13 protein-coding genes are annotated in these 16,579 nt (G+C 34.1%); all 13 read left to right on the top strand.

What is annotated here, in order from left to right; translation table 11 throughout:
* Positions 1 to 44: 44 nt before the first annotated feature.
* Entirely contained in the window at positions 45 to 1,484 is a 1,440-nt protein-coding gene (locus CXF79_RS19425) for a tyrosine-type recombinase/integrase (protein WP_101157290.1), read from the top strand.
* Entirely contained in the window at positions 1,481 to 3,433 is a 1,953-nt protein-coding gene (locus tag CXF79_RS19420; RefSeq protein ID WP_101157287.1) for a hypothetical protein, read from the top strand. Before CXF79_RS19425 ends, CXF79_RS19420 begins: the two co-directional genes overlap by 4 nt.
* Positions 3,423 to 4,835, top strand: coding sequence for a hypothetical protein (locus CXF79_RS19415; protein WP_101157285.1), 1,413 nt, complete (start codon positions 3,423 to 3,425; stop codon positions 4,833 to 4,835). Before CXF79_RS19420 ends, CXF79_RS19415 begins: the two co-directional genes overlap by 11 nt.
* 222 nt (positions 4,836 to 5,057) lie before the next feature.
* Complete coding sequence (locus tag CXF79_RS19410; RefSeq protein ID WP_157825906.1) at positions 5,058 to 5,525, top strand: hypothetical protein; 468 nt, start codon at positions 5,058 to 5,060, stop codon at positions 5,523 to 5,525.
* 11 nt (positions 5,526 to 5,536) lie between these two features.
* Positions 5,537 to 5,941: a hypothetical protein gene (locus tag CXF79_RS19405; RefSeq protein ID WP_101157280.1), complete on the top strand. Its 405-nt coding sequence runs from the start codon at positions 5,537 to 5,539 to the stop codon at positions 5,939 to 5,941.
* Positions 5,942 to 7,445: 1,504 nt separating this feature from the next.
* Positions 7,446 to 8,375 carry a TOMM precursor leader peptide-binding protein gene (locus CXF79_RS19400; RefSeq protein ID WP_101157278.1) on the top strand — a complete coding sequence of 310 codons (930 nt, stop codon included), beginning with the start codon at positions 7,446 to 7,448 and terminating at the stop codon, positions 8,373 to 8,375.
* 8 nt (positions 8,376 to 8,383) lie between these two features.
* Positions 8,384 to 9,715 carry a YcaO-like family protein gene (locus CXF79_RS19395; RefSeq protein ID WP_101157276.1) on the top strand — a complete coding sequence of 444 codons (1,332 nt, stop codon included), beginning with the start codon at positions 8,384 to 8,386 and terminating at the stop codon, positions 9,713 to 9,715.
* A gap of 15 nt (positions 9,716 to 9,730) precedes the next feature.
* Positions 9,731 to 10,567: a SagB/ThcOx family dehydrogenase gene (locus CXF79_RS19390; protein ID WP_101157274.1), complete on the top strand. Its 837-nt coding sequence runs from the start codon at positions 9,731 to 9,733 to the stop codon at positions 10,565 to 10,567.
* Complete coding sequence (locus CXF79_RS19385) at positions 10,568 to 12,016, top strand: hypothetical protein (protein ID WP_101157272.1); 1,449 nt, start codon at positions 10,568 to 10,570, stop codon at positions 12,014 to 12,016.
* The gene (locus CXF79_RS19380) at positions 12,013 to 12,927 is read left to right on the top strand and encodes an ATP-binding cassette domain-containing protein (RefSeq protein ID WP_101157270.1); all 915 of its coding nucleotides are present in this window, start codon (positions 12,013 to 12,015) and stop codon (positions 12,925 to 12,927) included. Before CXF79_RS19385 ends, CXF79_RS19380 begins: the two co-directional genes overlap by 4 nt.
* Entirely contained in the window at positions 12,924 to 14,054 is a 1,131-nt protein-coding gene (locus CXF79_RS19375) for an ABC transporter permease (RefSeq protein ID WP_101157268.1), read from the top strand. Before CXF79_RS19380 ends, CXF79_RS19375 begins: the two co-directional genes overlap by 4 nt.
* Positions 14,055 to 14,146: 92 nt before the next feature.
* On the top strand, positions 14,147 to 15,370 hold the full coding sequence (locus CXF79_RS19370) for an aromatic ring-hydroxylating oxygenase subunit alpha (RefSeq protein ID WP_198560104.1): 1,224 nt from the start codon (positions 14,147 to 14,149) through the stop codon (positions 15,368 to 15,370).
* 83 nt (positions 15,371 to 15,453) lie between these two features.
* A complete protein-coding gene (locus CXF79_RS19365; protein WP_101157266.1) occupies positions 15,454 to 16,575 on the top strand; it encodes an SRPBCC family protein in 1,122 nt (373 codons plus the stop codon).
* Positions 16,576 to 16,579 lie beyond the last annotated feature (4 nt).

Genomic DNA, 16,579 nt, shown 5'->3' with positions numbered 1-16,579 from the left:
TGATTGACAATTAGTAATAATTACATAACAAAGTAGGTACTTTCATGTCTTTAGTAAAAGCGAATAGGATTGTGTTAATACGCCATATTAAGCACAGTTATTCAGATATAAGTTCAGTTTCTCTTAATGAAAAATCAAAAGAAATTCAATGTCATGGAGGCTCGTACTTCATTACGCCTAGCCATTTCTTTAATGAAAAACACGATATATACCTTTTCCCTTTTCTTTTTAATCATGACTCTTCACCTTGGAAAGAAGCTAACCTTTTTTTGTTTTCATCTGCGCAAAATGGTAACAAAGGATATTCTAATTCCGACTCTGTTCGTGAAAAAGCCAGTCTATTGATTGACTATAAGGTCTACTGCGAGGAACATGGGATTGACTTATATGACTTCAATGGTCGGAAGCCCAGAAGACCAACATATCGATATTTTTTTGATTTACTACAGAAGGTAAATGAAGGAACACTTTCAAGAAAGAAGCTGAATAAATATACCAAAATTGTCTATGACTTTTATAAGTATTTATCAGAACAACAAAACTCTTCTATTGATTTGGATAAGGTTGATAGTGTCAAATCGGTTAATCATTTTTTTCAAAGCTCTCACGGCAGAGGTTACTCGGTAACACAAGAGAAACGTGGACAAAGTCTACCCGTTAGCAGTTCAGCAAGCCCAATACGTATTGGGTTTTTACGAGAAAATGGAGAAGAACTTAGGCCTTTACGTGAACCTGAACTATGTGAGTTATTTACGGCACTGTCGAATGAAAAATTCGCGGTTGACGAACGGTTAATTCATTATATTGCTTTGCAGGTAGGGGCTAGAAAACAATCTATTTTAACTTTAAGAATGAAGCACATTAAGCTATTTTCTGATGACAATTTGCTACAAGATAAGACTTTTAAAGTTAATGCTGGCCCCGGAACAGGTATAGATACAAAGTATGATAAACCCCAAGCTCTTTATTTTCCTGAGAAATTAGCTAAACAACTCAGAACGTATGCTAATAGTCAAAAAGCTCAGAAACGTCGAAGTAAATTTGTTAATAAAAATGGTCATATATTGAATGATGATGACATGTATCTTTTTCTTTCTTCTGCAGGAGGAGCACATTATATGGCAAAGTCAGACCCTAGGTACATTAAGACTAAAAGTAGACCTCAAGGGCGCAACACTTATTCAATGAATAAAAAACTGAGTAATATTGTAAGTACAGAGTTCCCAAGTGATTTCATATTTCACTGGTTAAGAGCGACATATGCTTTACGCTACTATCGGTTCCTTCAGCCTCTATTCGCTAAAGGGGTTATATCTGACCGCGATATTATATCCATGGTGCAAAAAAGGTTACATCACACAGATCGAGAAATAACAGAGCACTATCTAAAGCTTTTTGATTCGATAGATGACAGGTTGGTTGCACAACAACTTTATGAAGAACGTGTGTTTGATCTATACGGTTCCCGCATGGATTCAATATGATTGACTTCGAATATATTCAAAGAAAAACTATCATAGTAAGTTTGCAGGATTTGGCGCAAAAGGAATTCCTCCACCCTGAACTATTAAGACTATATCTTCCTAATTCAGATAAAAAAAAACCATTGGACCTTGGTGCTTTAGCTTATTCGAAGAGAAAATATGTTCACGGCGCGCTCAGCTTTGAGCAAACAGGTTATTTTGTTGTTCAAGAGTCATTTATAAAGTCGAGGAGATTCTTTCTAAACAATTTTATTGATTATATCATTACAGGAGGATATCGAGAATCTAGCGTTAGTGCATTAATTTCAAAGGTTAGAAAAGCATTTAATATAATTGAGAAATATGACTTTTCGGAGGTTTTTCTCAAAAATATTGAGAATTCATCTTCAGTATATACAGATATTACTTTGGAATTAAAGCACAAGGTTCATATAAATGAAGTTACTCCGCGCCATGCTGAGTTGATACAGGTTAGTGTTGCTTTCATTATATTGATTGGGCATGGAAAAATGGATTTTGATCATATTGTTGAAAACAATATAAAATTTAGAGGGGGGGGGAATCCAACTCAACCTCGGGATATTGTTGAGTTTCGTTATGGGTATGAAACGTATAAAAGTATAGCGCTAGGCCTAACCACTAGCTTACTTAAAGGAGATAAACTACCCATTCTTTTAAAGATGCCAGGTTATAAAACCTACTTGTTTCCATATGCCAACCATCGAATAACGCCTTACTGTCATCGTCCTACAGATGCTTATAATCATGTAGAAGGTCGCCTGGTAACACCTGAAGAGTATTATGCTAAAAGGCCGTTAAAGTTTAAATGGGAACTTAATGAAAATTTAAAGAGGAGTTCAAGTTATCTTGAAGATGCTAATGAAAATATGCGAGCTAAATGCCGCCGAGCATTTGCATCTACGGCGATGCAGTCTTTCCAAATGATATTCATGATGATCACTGGCTCTTATGTCAGTGAAATGAACAATATTGATTTTGATGGTGCTTTTGAGACAACAAAACCGGTGATTCAGAAAAGCTATCGAATTGTTAAATTCAGAGCTAATGGTCGAGAGGTTCAATATGACCTTGCTCATGGTGCAGTAAATTTTTTTAAACATTACTTAAAGTTACGAGAGTGGGTTCTTGATGGTATATCATTTGATAAACTTTTTTTTGGTTTAGAAACAAAGTCTTGGAACCCTTGTTATGTAAGCTCCTCTGCAATAAGAAGTTTCCAACGAAATAAAGTTATTGGTATCTTTATGCCATCTGACTTTGAGATGTTAACTTCTCGCCAGTTTAGAAAAACGAAAAGCTTATTTTTACATGAGCAACCAGAGGTTACCAAGGAAACCGTTGCTCAAGTTTTGGGACATTCAGATAAAACGAATGAAGCTCACTATATGGAAGTATCGCCCGACAAAGCACAATCGGAATTTGCTAATTTCTGGGATGCTGCCCATGAAGCGGTAAGTCATATAAGTTTCGATGCTAAGGTAGCTGATAAAGGGCATACCTGTATTGCTTCTGGCCATTGTGTCGAGTATAAAAAACCGGAGCCAGCGATAGACTCCCCTCCCATTCAACCAGACTGTCGTACACAGTACGGTTGCTTGTTTTGTATGCATTATATCTGTCACGCAAATGATGTAGATGATGTCCATAAGCTGTTTAGTCTTCTCTATATCATTACAGGGGTACTAAACGCTACAGCAGATACCGAAAAGGCTAGAGAGCTGCTTTTAATGTTGTCATCTCGAGTAAGGCAAATACTTATTCAAGTTAAGATGAAGTCAGAGATTGGTAAGGAAAATGTTGATGTATATCGTGACAAGGTATTTAAGCATGGTGAACTGACACCTTACTGGGAAAATCGTTTACAAAGGTATGAGTCACTTGGAATTATATTTACAGAAAAGCAAGTAGGAGACTATTTTGAATTCTGAAATTTTTTATACAAACCGAGTATTTGGACAAGCTTCAGCGGAAAGTAGCTCAGGTTTATCTGGGGGTCATACGCCGGATGTTTTAACTGTAACCGGATTAGGGGTAATAATACCAGATGAATTTATTTTGTGTCGTGATAGATATAATGTCCCGACAGCAATTTATAAGTATGATAAATGGGATTTGACGCCTTATATATTATCCTCTAAATCCAGTGAAACTATCTGCTTCGAAGATTTAAAATATACAGATGAAGAAATAAAAGATCAAAAGCTTGTAGATGAAGTAAAGAGGATTGCAGTTTTTCTGATGTATTTTATCAATACGGGGATAGCGGGAGGTCTAGCCATTTCTACAATTACTCGATATGTAAATACGACCAAAAAGGCTGCTCATTTCTGTATTGAAACACGTAAAGATAGGATGGTTGGTAGATTAACTTTACAAGAGCTCTTTAGTAACAAAATCTACTTAGCGTTTTACATAAAAACTCTTGATAAAAGGCAAAGGCAACGATTACACGCTCTGTTAAAGAAGTTAAATGTTGTAGGTGAACTTCGTCTTGGGTATGAAGTGGCTCACTATGAAAATTTACATGAAGTTATACCTCACAATCAACACCCTGTAATTCCTACAAGAATTTATCTTGAGATGGTAAATTCGTTGACTGATAGGGTCGAATTTCTTAAGGAAAAAACAGTTAGGTTAGAAAATTTTATAAAAAAATTTTCTGATCCCTACTATGGTCTATGTATCGAAGGGCAAAAGGATCGTATGTTTGTTGATGGCATAGAACCGAAGGATAGAGTTTTTAGACCTATTCTGAAAGATACTATCAGAAAACATGCGGTAAAGAGCCTCTTTTCCCATCCAGATTTTATCTGCGAAGATAGGCGTCAACTTTCAGCTGTATTGGGAGTTATCCAATACGAAATGAAACATGTTATTCACATGTATACGGGGATGAGAAATGATGAGGTTAATCGTTTAAACTATAATTGTGTGTTGGATAAAGTTACGCATGAAAAAATATGTGAAGAGGATGATGATATACCATCATCTAGTTCGATTGTGAAAATTATCTCTACAACTACTAAATTTACAGGATTTAAAAAAGAGGAATCTTGGTTAGCGCACACTATCGTTTTAGAGGCTATAGCAGTACTTCGTAGAATCGTTCGTGGAATTGCAAGTATATCAGGCCTTAATGTGGACGATTGCTGCCTCTTAATTAGCACAAGACCTATATATTCTAAAAAGAAAGAATCAACTGGACGAAAAGTTTTTACTTTACCCAAAAGTAAGCGCAGATACTTCCTAAAAAAGCCTGCATTTATTATTGATAAAAACGATTATGATGTATTAGTTGCAAGCGATCCTGAACGAGATTTTTCTGCTTAATCAGAGTTTGATTGCGGAAAACAGTGGCCCCTAACAACACACCAATTTAGAAGGTCTTTAGCGTTTTATGCTGTGAATAGTGGTTTTGTTTCACTTGCAACTTTAAGGAAACAATTTAAGCATTTGTCTCAAGAAATGATCAAATACTATAGCAGAAACAATGAAAACGTTATGACAATATTTGGTCATTATGATGTGAAAGCAAAGGAGTATGTTCTCCCCTTGAATCATATAGCATATGAGCTTCAAATCGGTATGTCACTTGCGACAGCCGAGTCATTGCTAAAAGATTTATTGAATAAAGATAGTAGCTTGCATGGAAAAACGGGGGGATACTTCGAAAAACAAAGAGAAATGCTTAATAATGATGATGTGTTAGTTGAAGAATTCCGAGAGGTAACGGCTAAAAAAGTTCACGATGGTGAAGTTAGTTACCGAAAAACATTATTGGGCGGGTGTACCAATATTGATATTTGTAGCTGCTCAATACTTGGAGAATTTGCCGATTGCTTAACAAGTCAGTGTGCCGTTATTAAATCTGAAAATATCGATAACCTCATTAAATCAACAGAAATAGAATTAAAATCTTATGACAAACAATCTGTGGAATACCTATCAACAAAATCAGAACTAGAAGATTTAATTCGATATAAAAAACACAATGTAGAGCGTAAAGCTGAGCATGTTTGAAGGATGAATAAATGACGAATACAAATGAACTAGCAGCTTGTTATGAAGCATTAGATCGATTAAAGAATGGAACTCCTCGAGTAGAGAAGTTCATTGGTCTTGAGTTGGATAAAATTACTAACTCCATAGTATCTCAGGAAGCAGGGCATGATAAAGGTTACATCAAAAATAAGCGTGCAAATCACCAAGGCATTGTTGGAGCCATTAATGATATTAGTAACCCTATGCAGGTAAATACTTTGTCTAAGTCGGAAGTGAATAGGCGACATAAAGATAAAGTTAAAAATCTTAATGAAAAATTAGGGATGACACAAGAATTTTTAGAAGATTCACTTGCACGTGAAATATTGTTAATGGCGCGCCTAAAAGAGTTAGAAGATGAATTATACAAGTTGAGCAAAGTGGTTAGAATTTAACTTGATATCAATAGTGAACTACTCTCTTTAATACGAGAAAGTTCTACGTTCCATTATAGGGTTTTCCATCTTGCCAGCACTTATATACAGCGCTCTACGGAGCAACTTTAATTTTAAACACTCTGATCGATTTCATACCACCTCAAAACGCTAAAGTTTAAGTAGTTTAATCAATAGTTGAAATTATCTGTTGACAAGATGTTGTTAGCTATGTAAATTGATTTTCGTTGCAATGTTTTACCTGTATTACATGGATATTGTTTTATGGTTTAATGTTGTTACGTATTGAATTAAAAGGATTTAAAAAGGATTTAAAAAGGATTTAAAAAGGATTTAAAAAGGATTTAAAAAGGATTTAAAAAGGATTTAAAAAGGATTTAAAAAGGATTTAAAAAGGATTTAAAAAGGATTTAAAAAGGATTTGTATTTCTAATCTGTATTTCTAATCTGTATTTCTAATCTGTATTTCTAATCTGTATTTCTAATCTGTATTTCTAATCTGTATTTCTAATCTGTATTTCTAATCTGTATTTCTAATCTGTATTTCTATCTGTATTTCTAATCTGTATTTCTAATCTGTATTTCTAATCTGTATTTCTAATCTGTATTTCTAATCTGATTGTGTTCGGCTGATCCTGTGTAAAAGTTAAATCACTTTTATGTTTTATGGGGCAATCTACCGAGCTCAATATGGTCATTAATGTTAATTAATTTTTCATTAAAAAGGATATCAAAATGAAAACATCGTTAAAGTTTTATAGCTCAGCAGAATCACAAGCTTCAACTCAAGCCATTAAAATGGCAGGTGCTTGTTGTACTTGTATACGCTATTAGTCGTAACGTTAATTAAATTTTATTAAAAGGAAATCAAAATGAAAACATCATTAAAGTTTTATAGCTCAGCAGAATCACAAGCTTCAACTCAAGCCGTTAAAATGGCAGGTGCTTGTTGTTGTTGTATTAGATTTTAGTCGTAACGTTAATTAAATTAACTTGTCCCATTTGAATGGTACAAACTTTCAAATGGGACATATAATTCATTTTAATAAAAAGGAAATCAAAATGAAAACATCATTAAAGTTTTATAGCTCAGCAGAATCACAAGCTTCAACTCAAGCCGTTAAAATGGCTGGTCGATGTTGTTGTTGTATTGAGTTTTAATAAGTAACTAAATGAAATTAACTTGTCCCATTTGAATGGTACAAACTTTCAAATGGGACATATAATTCATTTTAATAAAAAGGAAATTAAAATGAAAACAGTATTAAAGTTGATAGTTTAGGTTAGGTGATCTAACCCGAATAAATGACGCTGACAGCATAAAAACCTGTTTTGAATTTCAGTTAACTCATTCGTAAAACTGAAAAGCTAAATTAACTATTTAACTCAGCGGTTCTTTGTATATTAATAAAAAATATAAACTATAGGATAGCTTGATTGTTATGTATTACTTTCTATTAGGAACTTGATGCATTATTAAATATCGACTAATTGAGATAAGTATATGCCTTACTATTTACACCCATCAGTTAACATTACAGAAATATCAGTTCACAAAATACAAATATCACATGTTGGTCATGAGATTACTATTGAAGAACAAAATAAAAATATTCAAGAGTTTGTTGGCCAAATATCGAAAAATAATTTTCCTGCATGTTTAAAAGATCATAAAGACGCCGAAGTGTTAGATCAAATATTTATATTTTTTAAAGAGCATAACTTTATAACGTTAACAGAACCTACGAGACGTGATGCGTTAAGTCTTGACTTAGAAATACTCAATCAAATTTCAGACCCTGATGGCGATACAACACCTCCAAAACTTTTTAATAAAGTTGACTTTTCATCGGTAAATGTTTTTGGCAGCGGAGAGTTCTTTAACAGAGTCTGTACAGAATTTGAAACGTTAAAAATCTCCGTAAATGTAAACCCTAAAGAAAGTGAAGTTGGTAGTGCATTAATGGTCTGTTGTAGCGATCAACCCAATATTAATTTGTTTAAGGAGATAAACCAAATAGGGGTTAAGGCTAAACTGCCTATTTTATTTGCTAACCTTAATGGTCCTAAAAGTATAATAGGTCCTTTCTTTATGCCTGGAGAATCAAGCTGTTTTACTTGTTATACCCATCGTTTGGCTCCAAATTACAATTTCGTCGAAGAAGCACTGGCATTGCAAGACAACATAGGCAATATAGTTTCAAGTAATACATCCAAAGCTTTATACAGTTTAGAATCAAGCTTTCATGTAATTTCTCAAGTACTTAAGTTTCATAACAAGTCTTTTCATCTCTGTTTGATCAATGAAATTTTAGAATTAGACTTATTAGACTACCAATTAGATATTCGGCCTGTTTTACGTATACCTCATTGCAAAGATTGTTACTCGAAAGAGAACGAATTACCAAATAATGCTGTACGTGCATTGATCTAAGGATAGATATGAATATTAAAAATAATGATAATCAGCTATCAAATAAATTACGTTCAACACTTAATAAACTCGTTGATGACAAAACAGGGGTGATTAAACGAATTGTTGAAGTGCCTCTTCAGTCAAGTGAATACGGAATGTTTATTTATTCCGCGGAGTGTTCAGATACTCGCTATGCAATTAACCTCGAACATACTAATACTTTAAAATTGGAATCAATAGCATCGGGGGCCGCATTAGATCGTGAAGAAGCTATTTGGTCTACGGTAGGAGAAGCGTGTGAACGTTATATAGCCTCTTATTTTTTTATGGATGAGGTGATTTATACTAGTGAAAACGATCTAAAAGACAGTGTAGTGCCAATGACACAATATATTGGTTTTTCTGAAGAGCAATATAGTCGAGAAGGTTTTAAGTTCTATAAACCGGATTCAGATCGTGAAATATATTGGGCTGAGGGCTATTCACTTTTTGATGGTCAAAAGGCTTATGTTCCAGCTCAACAGGTTTGGTTAGGCTTTCCTTCAAAACGAAATGAAGAAGATTTATTTCCACAGATCAGTACAGGTTTAGCAGCAGGAGAAACCTTGAGTCACGCTATATTGACGGGGTTAAGAGAAGTTATAGAACGAGATGCTTTTACTACTCATTGGCTATTAAAGCATACCCCAAAAAAAATAAGGCTTGAAGATGTTACCTGTAAAATACCTAAGCTAGATGCTCTCATAAACAATACCAAACTTGATGTTCATTTAATGTGGGTAAGTACAGAATTAGATATTCCGAATGTTTTATGTATTATTCGTTTGCCAAAAAATGCAGGCATTGCTGTGGGTATGTCATGTCATTTAGACGCTATTATAGCTGCTGAAAAAGCAATAGTTGAAGCTTATCATACATACAACTGGATATTAGAAATGAGACGCGGCGGATTAGAAGCAACCGTAAAAGAAGAAATTTACGATTTTGAACACCATGTTCGTTTTTATTTTGAACCGGAAAATCATATGTGCTTAGAGTTTTTGATGGCTGGTGATTATTTAACTCCGGATGAGTTATATCAGAATACTTATAGTAACAGTGATTATGATGCACAACTTAATGAAATACTAACTCGTTTGAAAAAATCTGATTATCATCCATATGTTGTTGATATTTCGAAACCAGAATTTTCTGATATAAATATTTATGCCGCTAAAGCTATTATTCCAGGTCTACAACCTCTGCATGTAGGTCTTGGCAATGAGTATTTAGATACCAAAAGATTAGAAAAAATAGCCGACATTTGGCAGATACCTATGCCTAAAGAGTTAAATCTTGAACCCCACCCATTTCCTTAATTACAGAGCGTATTAATGTCAGTATTAAAAAGAAAAGCTAAAATTGCTTCGTCTGAAAAACACTGGGTTGAATCTCAGGCGGCTATTGTTCATGAATACACTAAGTACTCAGAGATGGAATTGTTGAAAAGATCACCTCGGATAGTTGAATATTTAGTGAGTCCAAGGACTTTACTCGAATCAACAAGGAACTTTAAAGAATACTTACATGAGAATTCGATTAGCTTACCTATAGCAGAATCGACAAAACATGATTATGTCAACTTGCTAAAGACACGTAGAAGTAGCCGCGGATTTTCAGGTAAAAGTCTTCCGTTTCAGGAGTTGTCCAACTTATTAGGGTGGTCTGTAGGAACAACAAAAAAAGTTGATATGACTAATCCAGAGCTTAAAAATGAAAATGTACATTTTCGTTCTTATCCTTCAGGAGGAGGGTTATACCCTTGTGAATTTTATGTGATTGCACTCAATATAGATGAACTAGACGCTGGTGTTTATCACTATGATAATATTAATCATGCTCTGGACCCTATAAATAAAGTTATAGACCTTAAAGAAATAGAGTGTTGCTTTTTAGCTGAAAAGTTTATTAATGATATTGCTTGTATTGTAGTTGTTACTTCTGTATTTGAACGAACTGTAACTAAGTACGGTGATAGAGGTTATCGATTAGCTTTATTAGAAGCAGGGCACCTGATGCAGAATATTCTATTATCTGCAACCGCACAAAATTTAGCTAGTATAACTTGGGGAGGTTTTCACGACAACTCTGTAGCTACAATGTTGAATACTGATGTTATAAGTGAACCTCCTGTGCATGCTGCATTTATTGGCAAAGCGAAAGTGACTTAAATGGATATAAAAGCTAAATTAGAAACGGTTAATGAACTGTTGAGTCAAGATCCTTACCAAATAAATTTACTGTATATAAAGGTTTTGCTTAATCTTACCTTAGGTAACAAAGGTGAAGTAACTCAGTTATTAAAAATATTGGGGCGAATACCAGGAATCAATGAACAAATCTCTCCTCTTATTTTACTTGCCGAAGAGACAAAAATACTCGTCTCTTCCGGTGAATTTTGGTTTATATTTCCTTTAGAAAGTGACGATGAAAGTCAAAAATTTATTATTGATTTTTCGTTGGAACATTACGATAGATTATTAACAATAACAGGGAGAATACCACAAGGTACCATCATATTTGAAATGACGCCCTATCCTATTTCTTTTCTGGATTATTCTATTGAAGGGCTAAATATAATCGAATTGAGTGGCCTGATGGATGATTCTGATCGGTACTCTTCGACCATTGCCCATGAACTAAGCCATGTGTTTTGGCCATGTAAAAACAGAGTCATTTCTGAAGGTATTGCGTTAGTTTATGAAAATAAGCTGGCGACAGCAGGCGCTTTTATTCCTTCTGTAACTAAAGCTATTGAGTACGTGAAAAGATATACAGGTACCTTTCCATCATTAACTACATTATTAACAAATAGTTTCAAAGATGACGTATTTTTTGAAAGGAGAACATCATCAACAGATGAACAAATTTTAATTTATAATTTAGCATTTCTTTTGATTAAATTTTTCTCAGAGAGTGCAAGTAATAGCAGCATAGATGTGCTCATTGCCGCTATTAATAAGTCAGAAGATAAATCCGCTGACACTATATTTCTCTCTTTGTGTGGTAAATCGTCAGACGAGTTAGAGGCTTTTTTAAACTACCCTAAAGTTGAAGATACCTCTGCAATCGATTTACAAGAGGTAGAAGATAATATTCTTGAAGATAGATTACTAAATAAGGATGTATCTTACGAAAAATTCTATCAAAAATTGCATCTTCTGAGTGTTAACTCAGAGATTGAAATATTAAAGGCGAGAGTCATATTGATGAGACTTTATGCTCAAATTAACCAAGGCTTAAATATTGACTTAGTTATTTTATGCGAAGCTGAACAGCTTGCTGACTCATTATCTGATAAAGGTCTAGTTACAGAATCATCATACATAAAAGCACGAATATCACTCATTAAACTAGTGAAAACTAATGATTTTATCGAAAAATCACAGTTGATTTCTAAAGTTCATGGCCATTTTCAATCTTCTTTTGGTGACAACAGACTTAAATCTGAAGCATATATTGATTATGCCAAGTTTGAATTTGCAACGCCTGAAGCTTTTGGCCGAGATATTGGCAAGGTAAAAGAGCTTTTAAAGCTAGCTGAAGGTGATATGAGGTACAGGCAAGAAATTGACAGTATTAAAGCTGACATAGAACTAGAAATAAAAGGGCGACTATGAGTTTGGTCATATCAAGGTTGATTTCAAAAAAAAGAAACGACTTTCAATTATCAGTGAGTGATATAAATATAGGAACAGAGCAATCTGTTTCTATTATTGGTGCTAATGGTAGTGGTAAAACGTCATTAATGGAAAGCTTACTCGGATTAACTTCATGCGTTAAAAGAGATATATCTTTTCTTGGCATTGATATTAATACCTTTGAACGAAATAAAAATAACAATAAAAACTTGGGTGTTCAATTACAAAAATCACAATTCAATAAAGAACTGAATGTGAAAGATCTGGTTCAACTGTATAAAGTTATGTATGAAAAATCTTGTGGTTATATATATGAATTACTAAATATTGATGAGTTAATGCGGGTCAGGTATGAGAAGCTTTCTCGAGGACAACGCCAACGCGTTGATATATACCTTGCTCTAGCACATGAACCAGAACTTATTTTTTTAGATGAACCGAATACAGGTTTAGATGCACAGTATCGACAAGTTCTATCCGACTTACTAATTCGGATGAAGGAAAAAAAAGCAACCATTTTAATGGCTTCTCATACAAATTATGAAATTGAATTGTGTGATAAAGTTATTTGGATGGTTAATGGTTCGGTAAAGGATTATGGTTCATTCGATAATGTGATTACTAAAGCAATAGGTAAACACAAACTTGAACTCACTTGTTATAAGCCTGAGATCTTTGCAAAGGTTATTGATTTTATCAAGGGAGAGAACAGTGTTAGGGCTATTTATACTAATGATATTAGTTTGGAAGCAACCGTATATTTACAGGATAATATTTTATTGATGTTACTCGATGCCTATAGCGCAGAGCATTACTCTAATATTAGTATCTCAGGTTGTAATCTGAATGACTTGATTACGGAAAGTCGATTAACAAAGGTGATAAATTGAATAAATTTATAGAATTAGTAAAAATTGAGTTACTCGTTTTTGTGAGGGACTATGTAGCACTATTTTGGACTTTCTTATTCCCATTTTTCATATTGGTCGTATTTATGTCTATGTCTTCAAAAGAAGAGGTAATTAATACAGAGTTGTTTTTTATTGAACAAATGGAAAACGATATACAAAAGCAGTATTTTCGAGAATTAGAAACTAAATTATTGTCTACTTCATTACCCATTAGCTTTAACACACTAACCAGTGAGTCTTCAGCTGTTGATTTGGCCGCGAATCAAGTACAAATTAAATTATCAAATGTGCATGAAACTCAGGAAAAAAATAAGATAAAGGGGGATGTTTTTTTTTACTCTAATGCACAGCCAACTGAAAATGTATTGGGTGTGATAAATGTTATCGAGCTTTTAAACAACAACCTTATGCTCAATGAACCGCGTTGGACATTAACTCCGAGTAAGTTAATTAAACAAAAAAACGACACTAGCCAAACAGCTGATGCTGGAACTGGAACAGCGCAACACATGACTATTGGCTTGATTTGTATGACAATACTATCCACGAGCCTTTTCGGTTTTTCTGTTGTTTTGGTTCAATTACGCGCGACGAACTCTTTGAAAATGTATCAAATAATGCCAATGGGAACTGCACTTTATTCGAGTGCATTTATTATTAGTCGCATGTTGATTATGATCATTTTTTCGATTATTTTCATTGTAATAGCAGATATTACTTATTCGTTAGGATTTGAATACTCATTAACTACATTACTAAGTTTTATACTTTTAGTAGCGATTGGGTCTTTAACTTTTATTTGTATCGGAATATTGGTCGCTTCAAGAGTAACCTCACCTACTGCGGCAAATGGAATTATAAACATAATATTTTTTCCTCTTATATTTCTCAGTGGCCTCTTTTTCCCTATTGAATCGAATATCGAATGGCTAAGTTCTGTTGCATCAGCACTTCCATTAAAAGATTATGCAATCATGTTTCGAGAAATAATCTTTAATAGTGGTAGTTTTTCAAACTTTTCAAATACCTTATTGATAATGTTTTTGTGGGGGGGAATTCCATTTTTTATTGCGCAGAAAATCTTCATTTGGAATGCAAACGATTAATTACGTTTACCGTTACGTTTAATCTAAGAATACCGATACAGGTTAATGAATTAAATCACGTGTAAATGAAAATACAGAAAGAGAGCAGTATTATGAATAGTTATCAACCTAAAGAGTTACCCGTAGTCCCTTCTTATAATAATTTTGAGTTACAGAGCGTAGGTACTTTTGAAAAAGAACTGAGCTTATTAGGCTCACAGTGGAATTTTATAGATCATGTCTCTAGTTATAAAAATGTAGGTGACTACAAAGTGCATGAGTTTCTCGATGAATCTATTATTATTGTAAAAACTAAAAATGGATTTCGTTCATTTATAAATTTCTGTTCACATAGAGGCTCTGTACTTTGTACAAGTGCACAAGGAAATAAAAAATCATTCGTTTGTCCTTATCATAATTGGACCTTTGATCTTGAAGGCAATTTAAAGCATGCCCCAGCCTTCCCTACTGCGACTGATAGTCCTGAAAAGCATAAATTGAAGTCTATACAAATCAATGAAATTGAAGGTTTACTCTTTGTAGGGCTAGAAAATGATCATATGGTTAGGTTTGATGATGTTAAAGACGCACTTGCACCATTATTTGCATGGCAAGGATTAAAAGAGTCAAAGATTGCCCATAAACGCTCTTATCGCATCAAAGCTAATTGGAAGATGGCAGTTGACAATTTTTTTGAATGCTACCATTGCTATGCAAATCACCCCGAAATGTGTGAACTCTTTATTCACCCAAACATAACAGCAACAGATGTAGCTCATAAAAATATGAAGTTCTTAGATGTTTGGCAAACTTGGACAAAGGCTACCCAGCTTTTAGGACATCCCACAGGTGGTATTGAAGGCATAGATCCTGAAGTAGATCAATTTAATGTTATATATCGAACCCCATTAAATGTTGACGCCAAGTCATATGGTAAAAATGGCGCCGCACTAGCTCCCTTAATGGGCAAGTATAAAACATTTGATAATGGAGAGACTTTTGGTTATAGCGGTGCATTATTGCAATTTAGTATGCCAAATGACCATGCTTATATGGCAAAACTTAACCCCATTTCAGTAAATGAAACCGAAATAGAGCTTTTTTGGTTCGTTGACAAAAGTGCAGAGGAGGGAATTGATTATAATATAGATGAATTGACATGCTTCTGGGATACCACTGTGCAGCAAGATATTGTCGCAATTGAGAGAGCAGCCAAGGGAAGTAAGTCTAAATATTATAAACCTGGCAATTATACTAAATTGGAAAAAGATAGCGCACGTTTTGCACTATGGTACAGGAGAAAGATGGCTCAGATTTCAGATATTAGAATTATATAGATGAGTATGCTGCACTTACTTTATACATTTGTAAATGTTTAGCATTACAGAAAGTATCGTGACATCAAGTTATAAGGCGTTTTATGGAATATTGCGAAGAAGAAAGATTTTTGTCAGTACCGTCTTTTTACCGAGAAGAATTACAGGATAAAAAAATATACGAGAAAGACCTTGAATTATTATCGAGACAGTGGAATTTTGTCGACCATATATCTAGCTTCAAAAAAACAGGAGATTATAAGGTTTATGAGTTATTAGGCAAGTTAATAGTTATAGTGAAAACTGATGAAGGGTTTGAAGGAGGTCGTAATTATTCTAGTGAAGAAAAAGGTGAATTTCTTGTTGGCTCTATCGTGGAAAGTATTCTTAATCATGAGAACAGATTCAAGCATGTAATGATCAAGGAATTAGAAGGCATACTTTTAGTGGGACTGAGCCACAATAAGATGGCTAATTTTTCTCGAATTAGAAGTAATATTGAACCACTCTACTCTTGGCATGGATTGAAACAGGCTAAAATTGCTCATAAAGAGAAGTACACTATCAATGCAAATTGGAAAGCAGTAAGTGAAAATTTACTTGAATGTTATCATTGTTATGCTAATCACCCTGAAATGTGTTCTATAGCGAACCACCCAACGTTTACCTCTACTGCTTCACTTGATAAAATGATAGAGGGGATTGAAGTGTTTAAGAACTGGTCTATAACAACTAAATCCATGAATCACCCTGTAGGCGAACGACAAAACGTAGATGTTGATGCCGAGCAGTTTAGTGTGATTTATAGAGCTCCTATTAATGTAAATCAAAAGTCACACTCTAAAGATGGTAATCTATTAGCGCCACTAATGGGTAGTATAAGCCAGTGCGACAATGGTGAGACATTTGGCTATATCGGCCCTCTTACCGTGTATAGTATGCCCAACGACTATGCATACATACTGAGAATAAACCCGTTAACTGTAAAAATAACAGAAGTTGAGTTATTTTGGCTTGTTGATAATAATGCGGTAGAAAACAAAGATTACAATATTGATCAGCTAACATGGTATTGGAATTCTACTGTACAGCAAGATAAAGTAGCTATTGATAGGGCAGGTAAAGGAACGTCATCTCGATATTATTCACCAGGAAACTATACGAGTCTTGAAGAAGAGAGCGCTAGATTTGCTTTATGGTATCGTAAACAAATAATGAAAATGTAATTTT

It is taken from the genome of Colwellia sp. Bg11-28 (assembly GCF_002836245.1).
In the GTDB taxonomy this organism is placed as follows: Bacteria; Pseudomonadota; Gammaproteobacteria; order Enterobacterales; family Alteromonadaceae; genus Colwellia; species Colwellia psychrerythraea_A.
The sequence above is the reverse complement of the archived record's forward strand: the minus strand, read 5'-3'. Positions and strand labels throughout refer to the sequence as shown.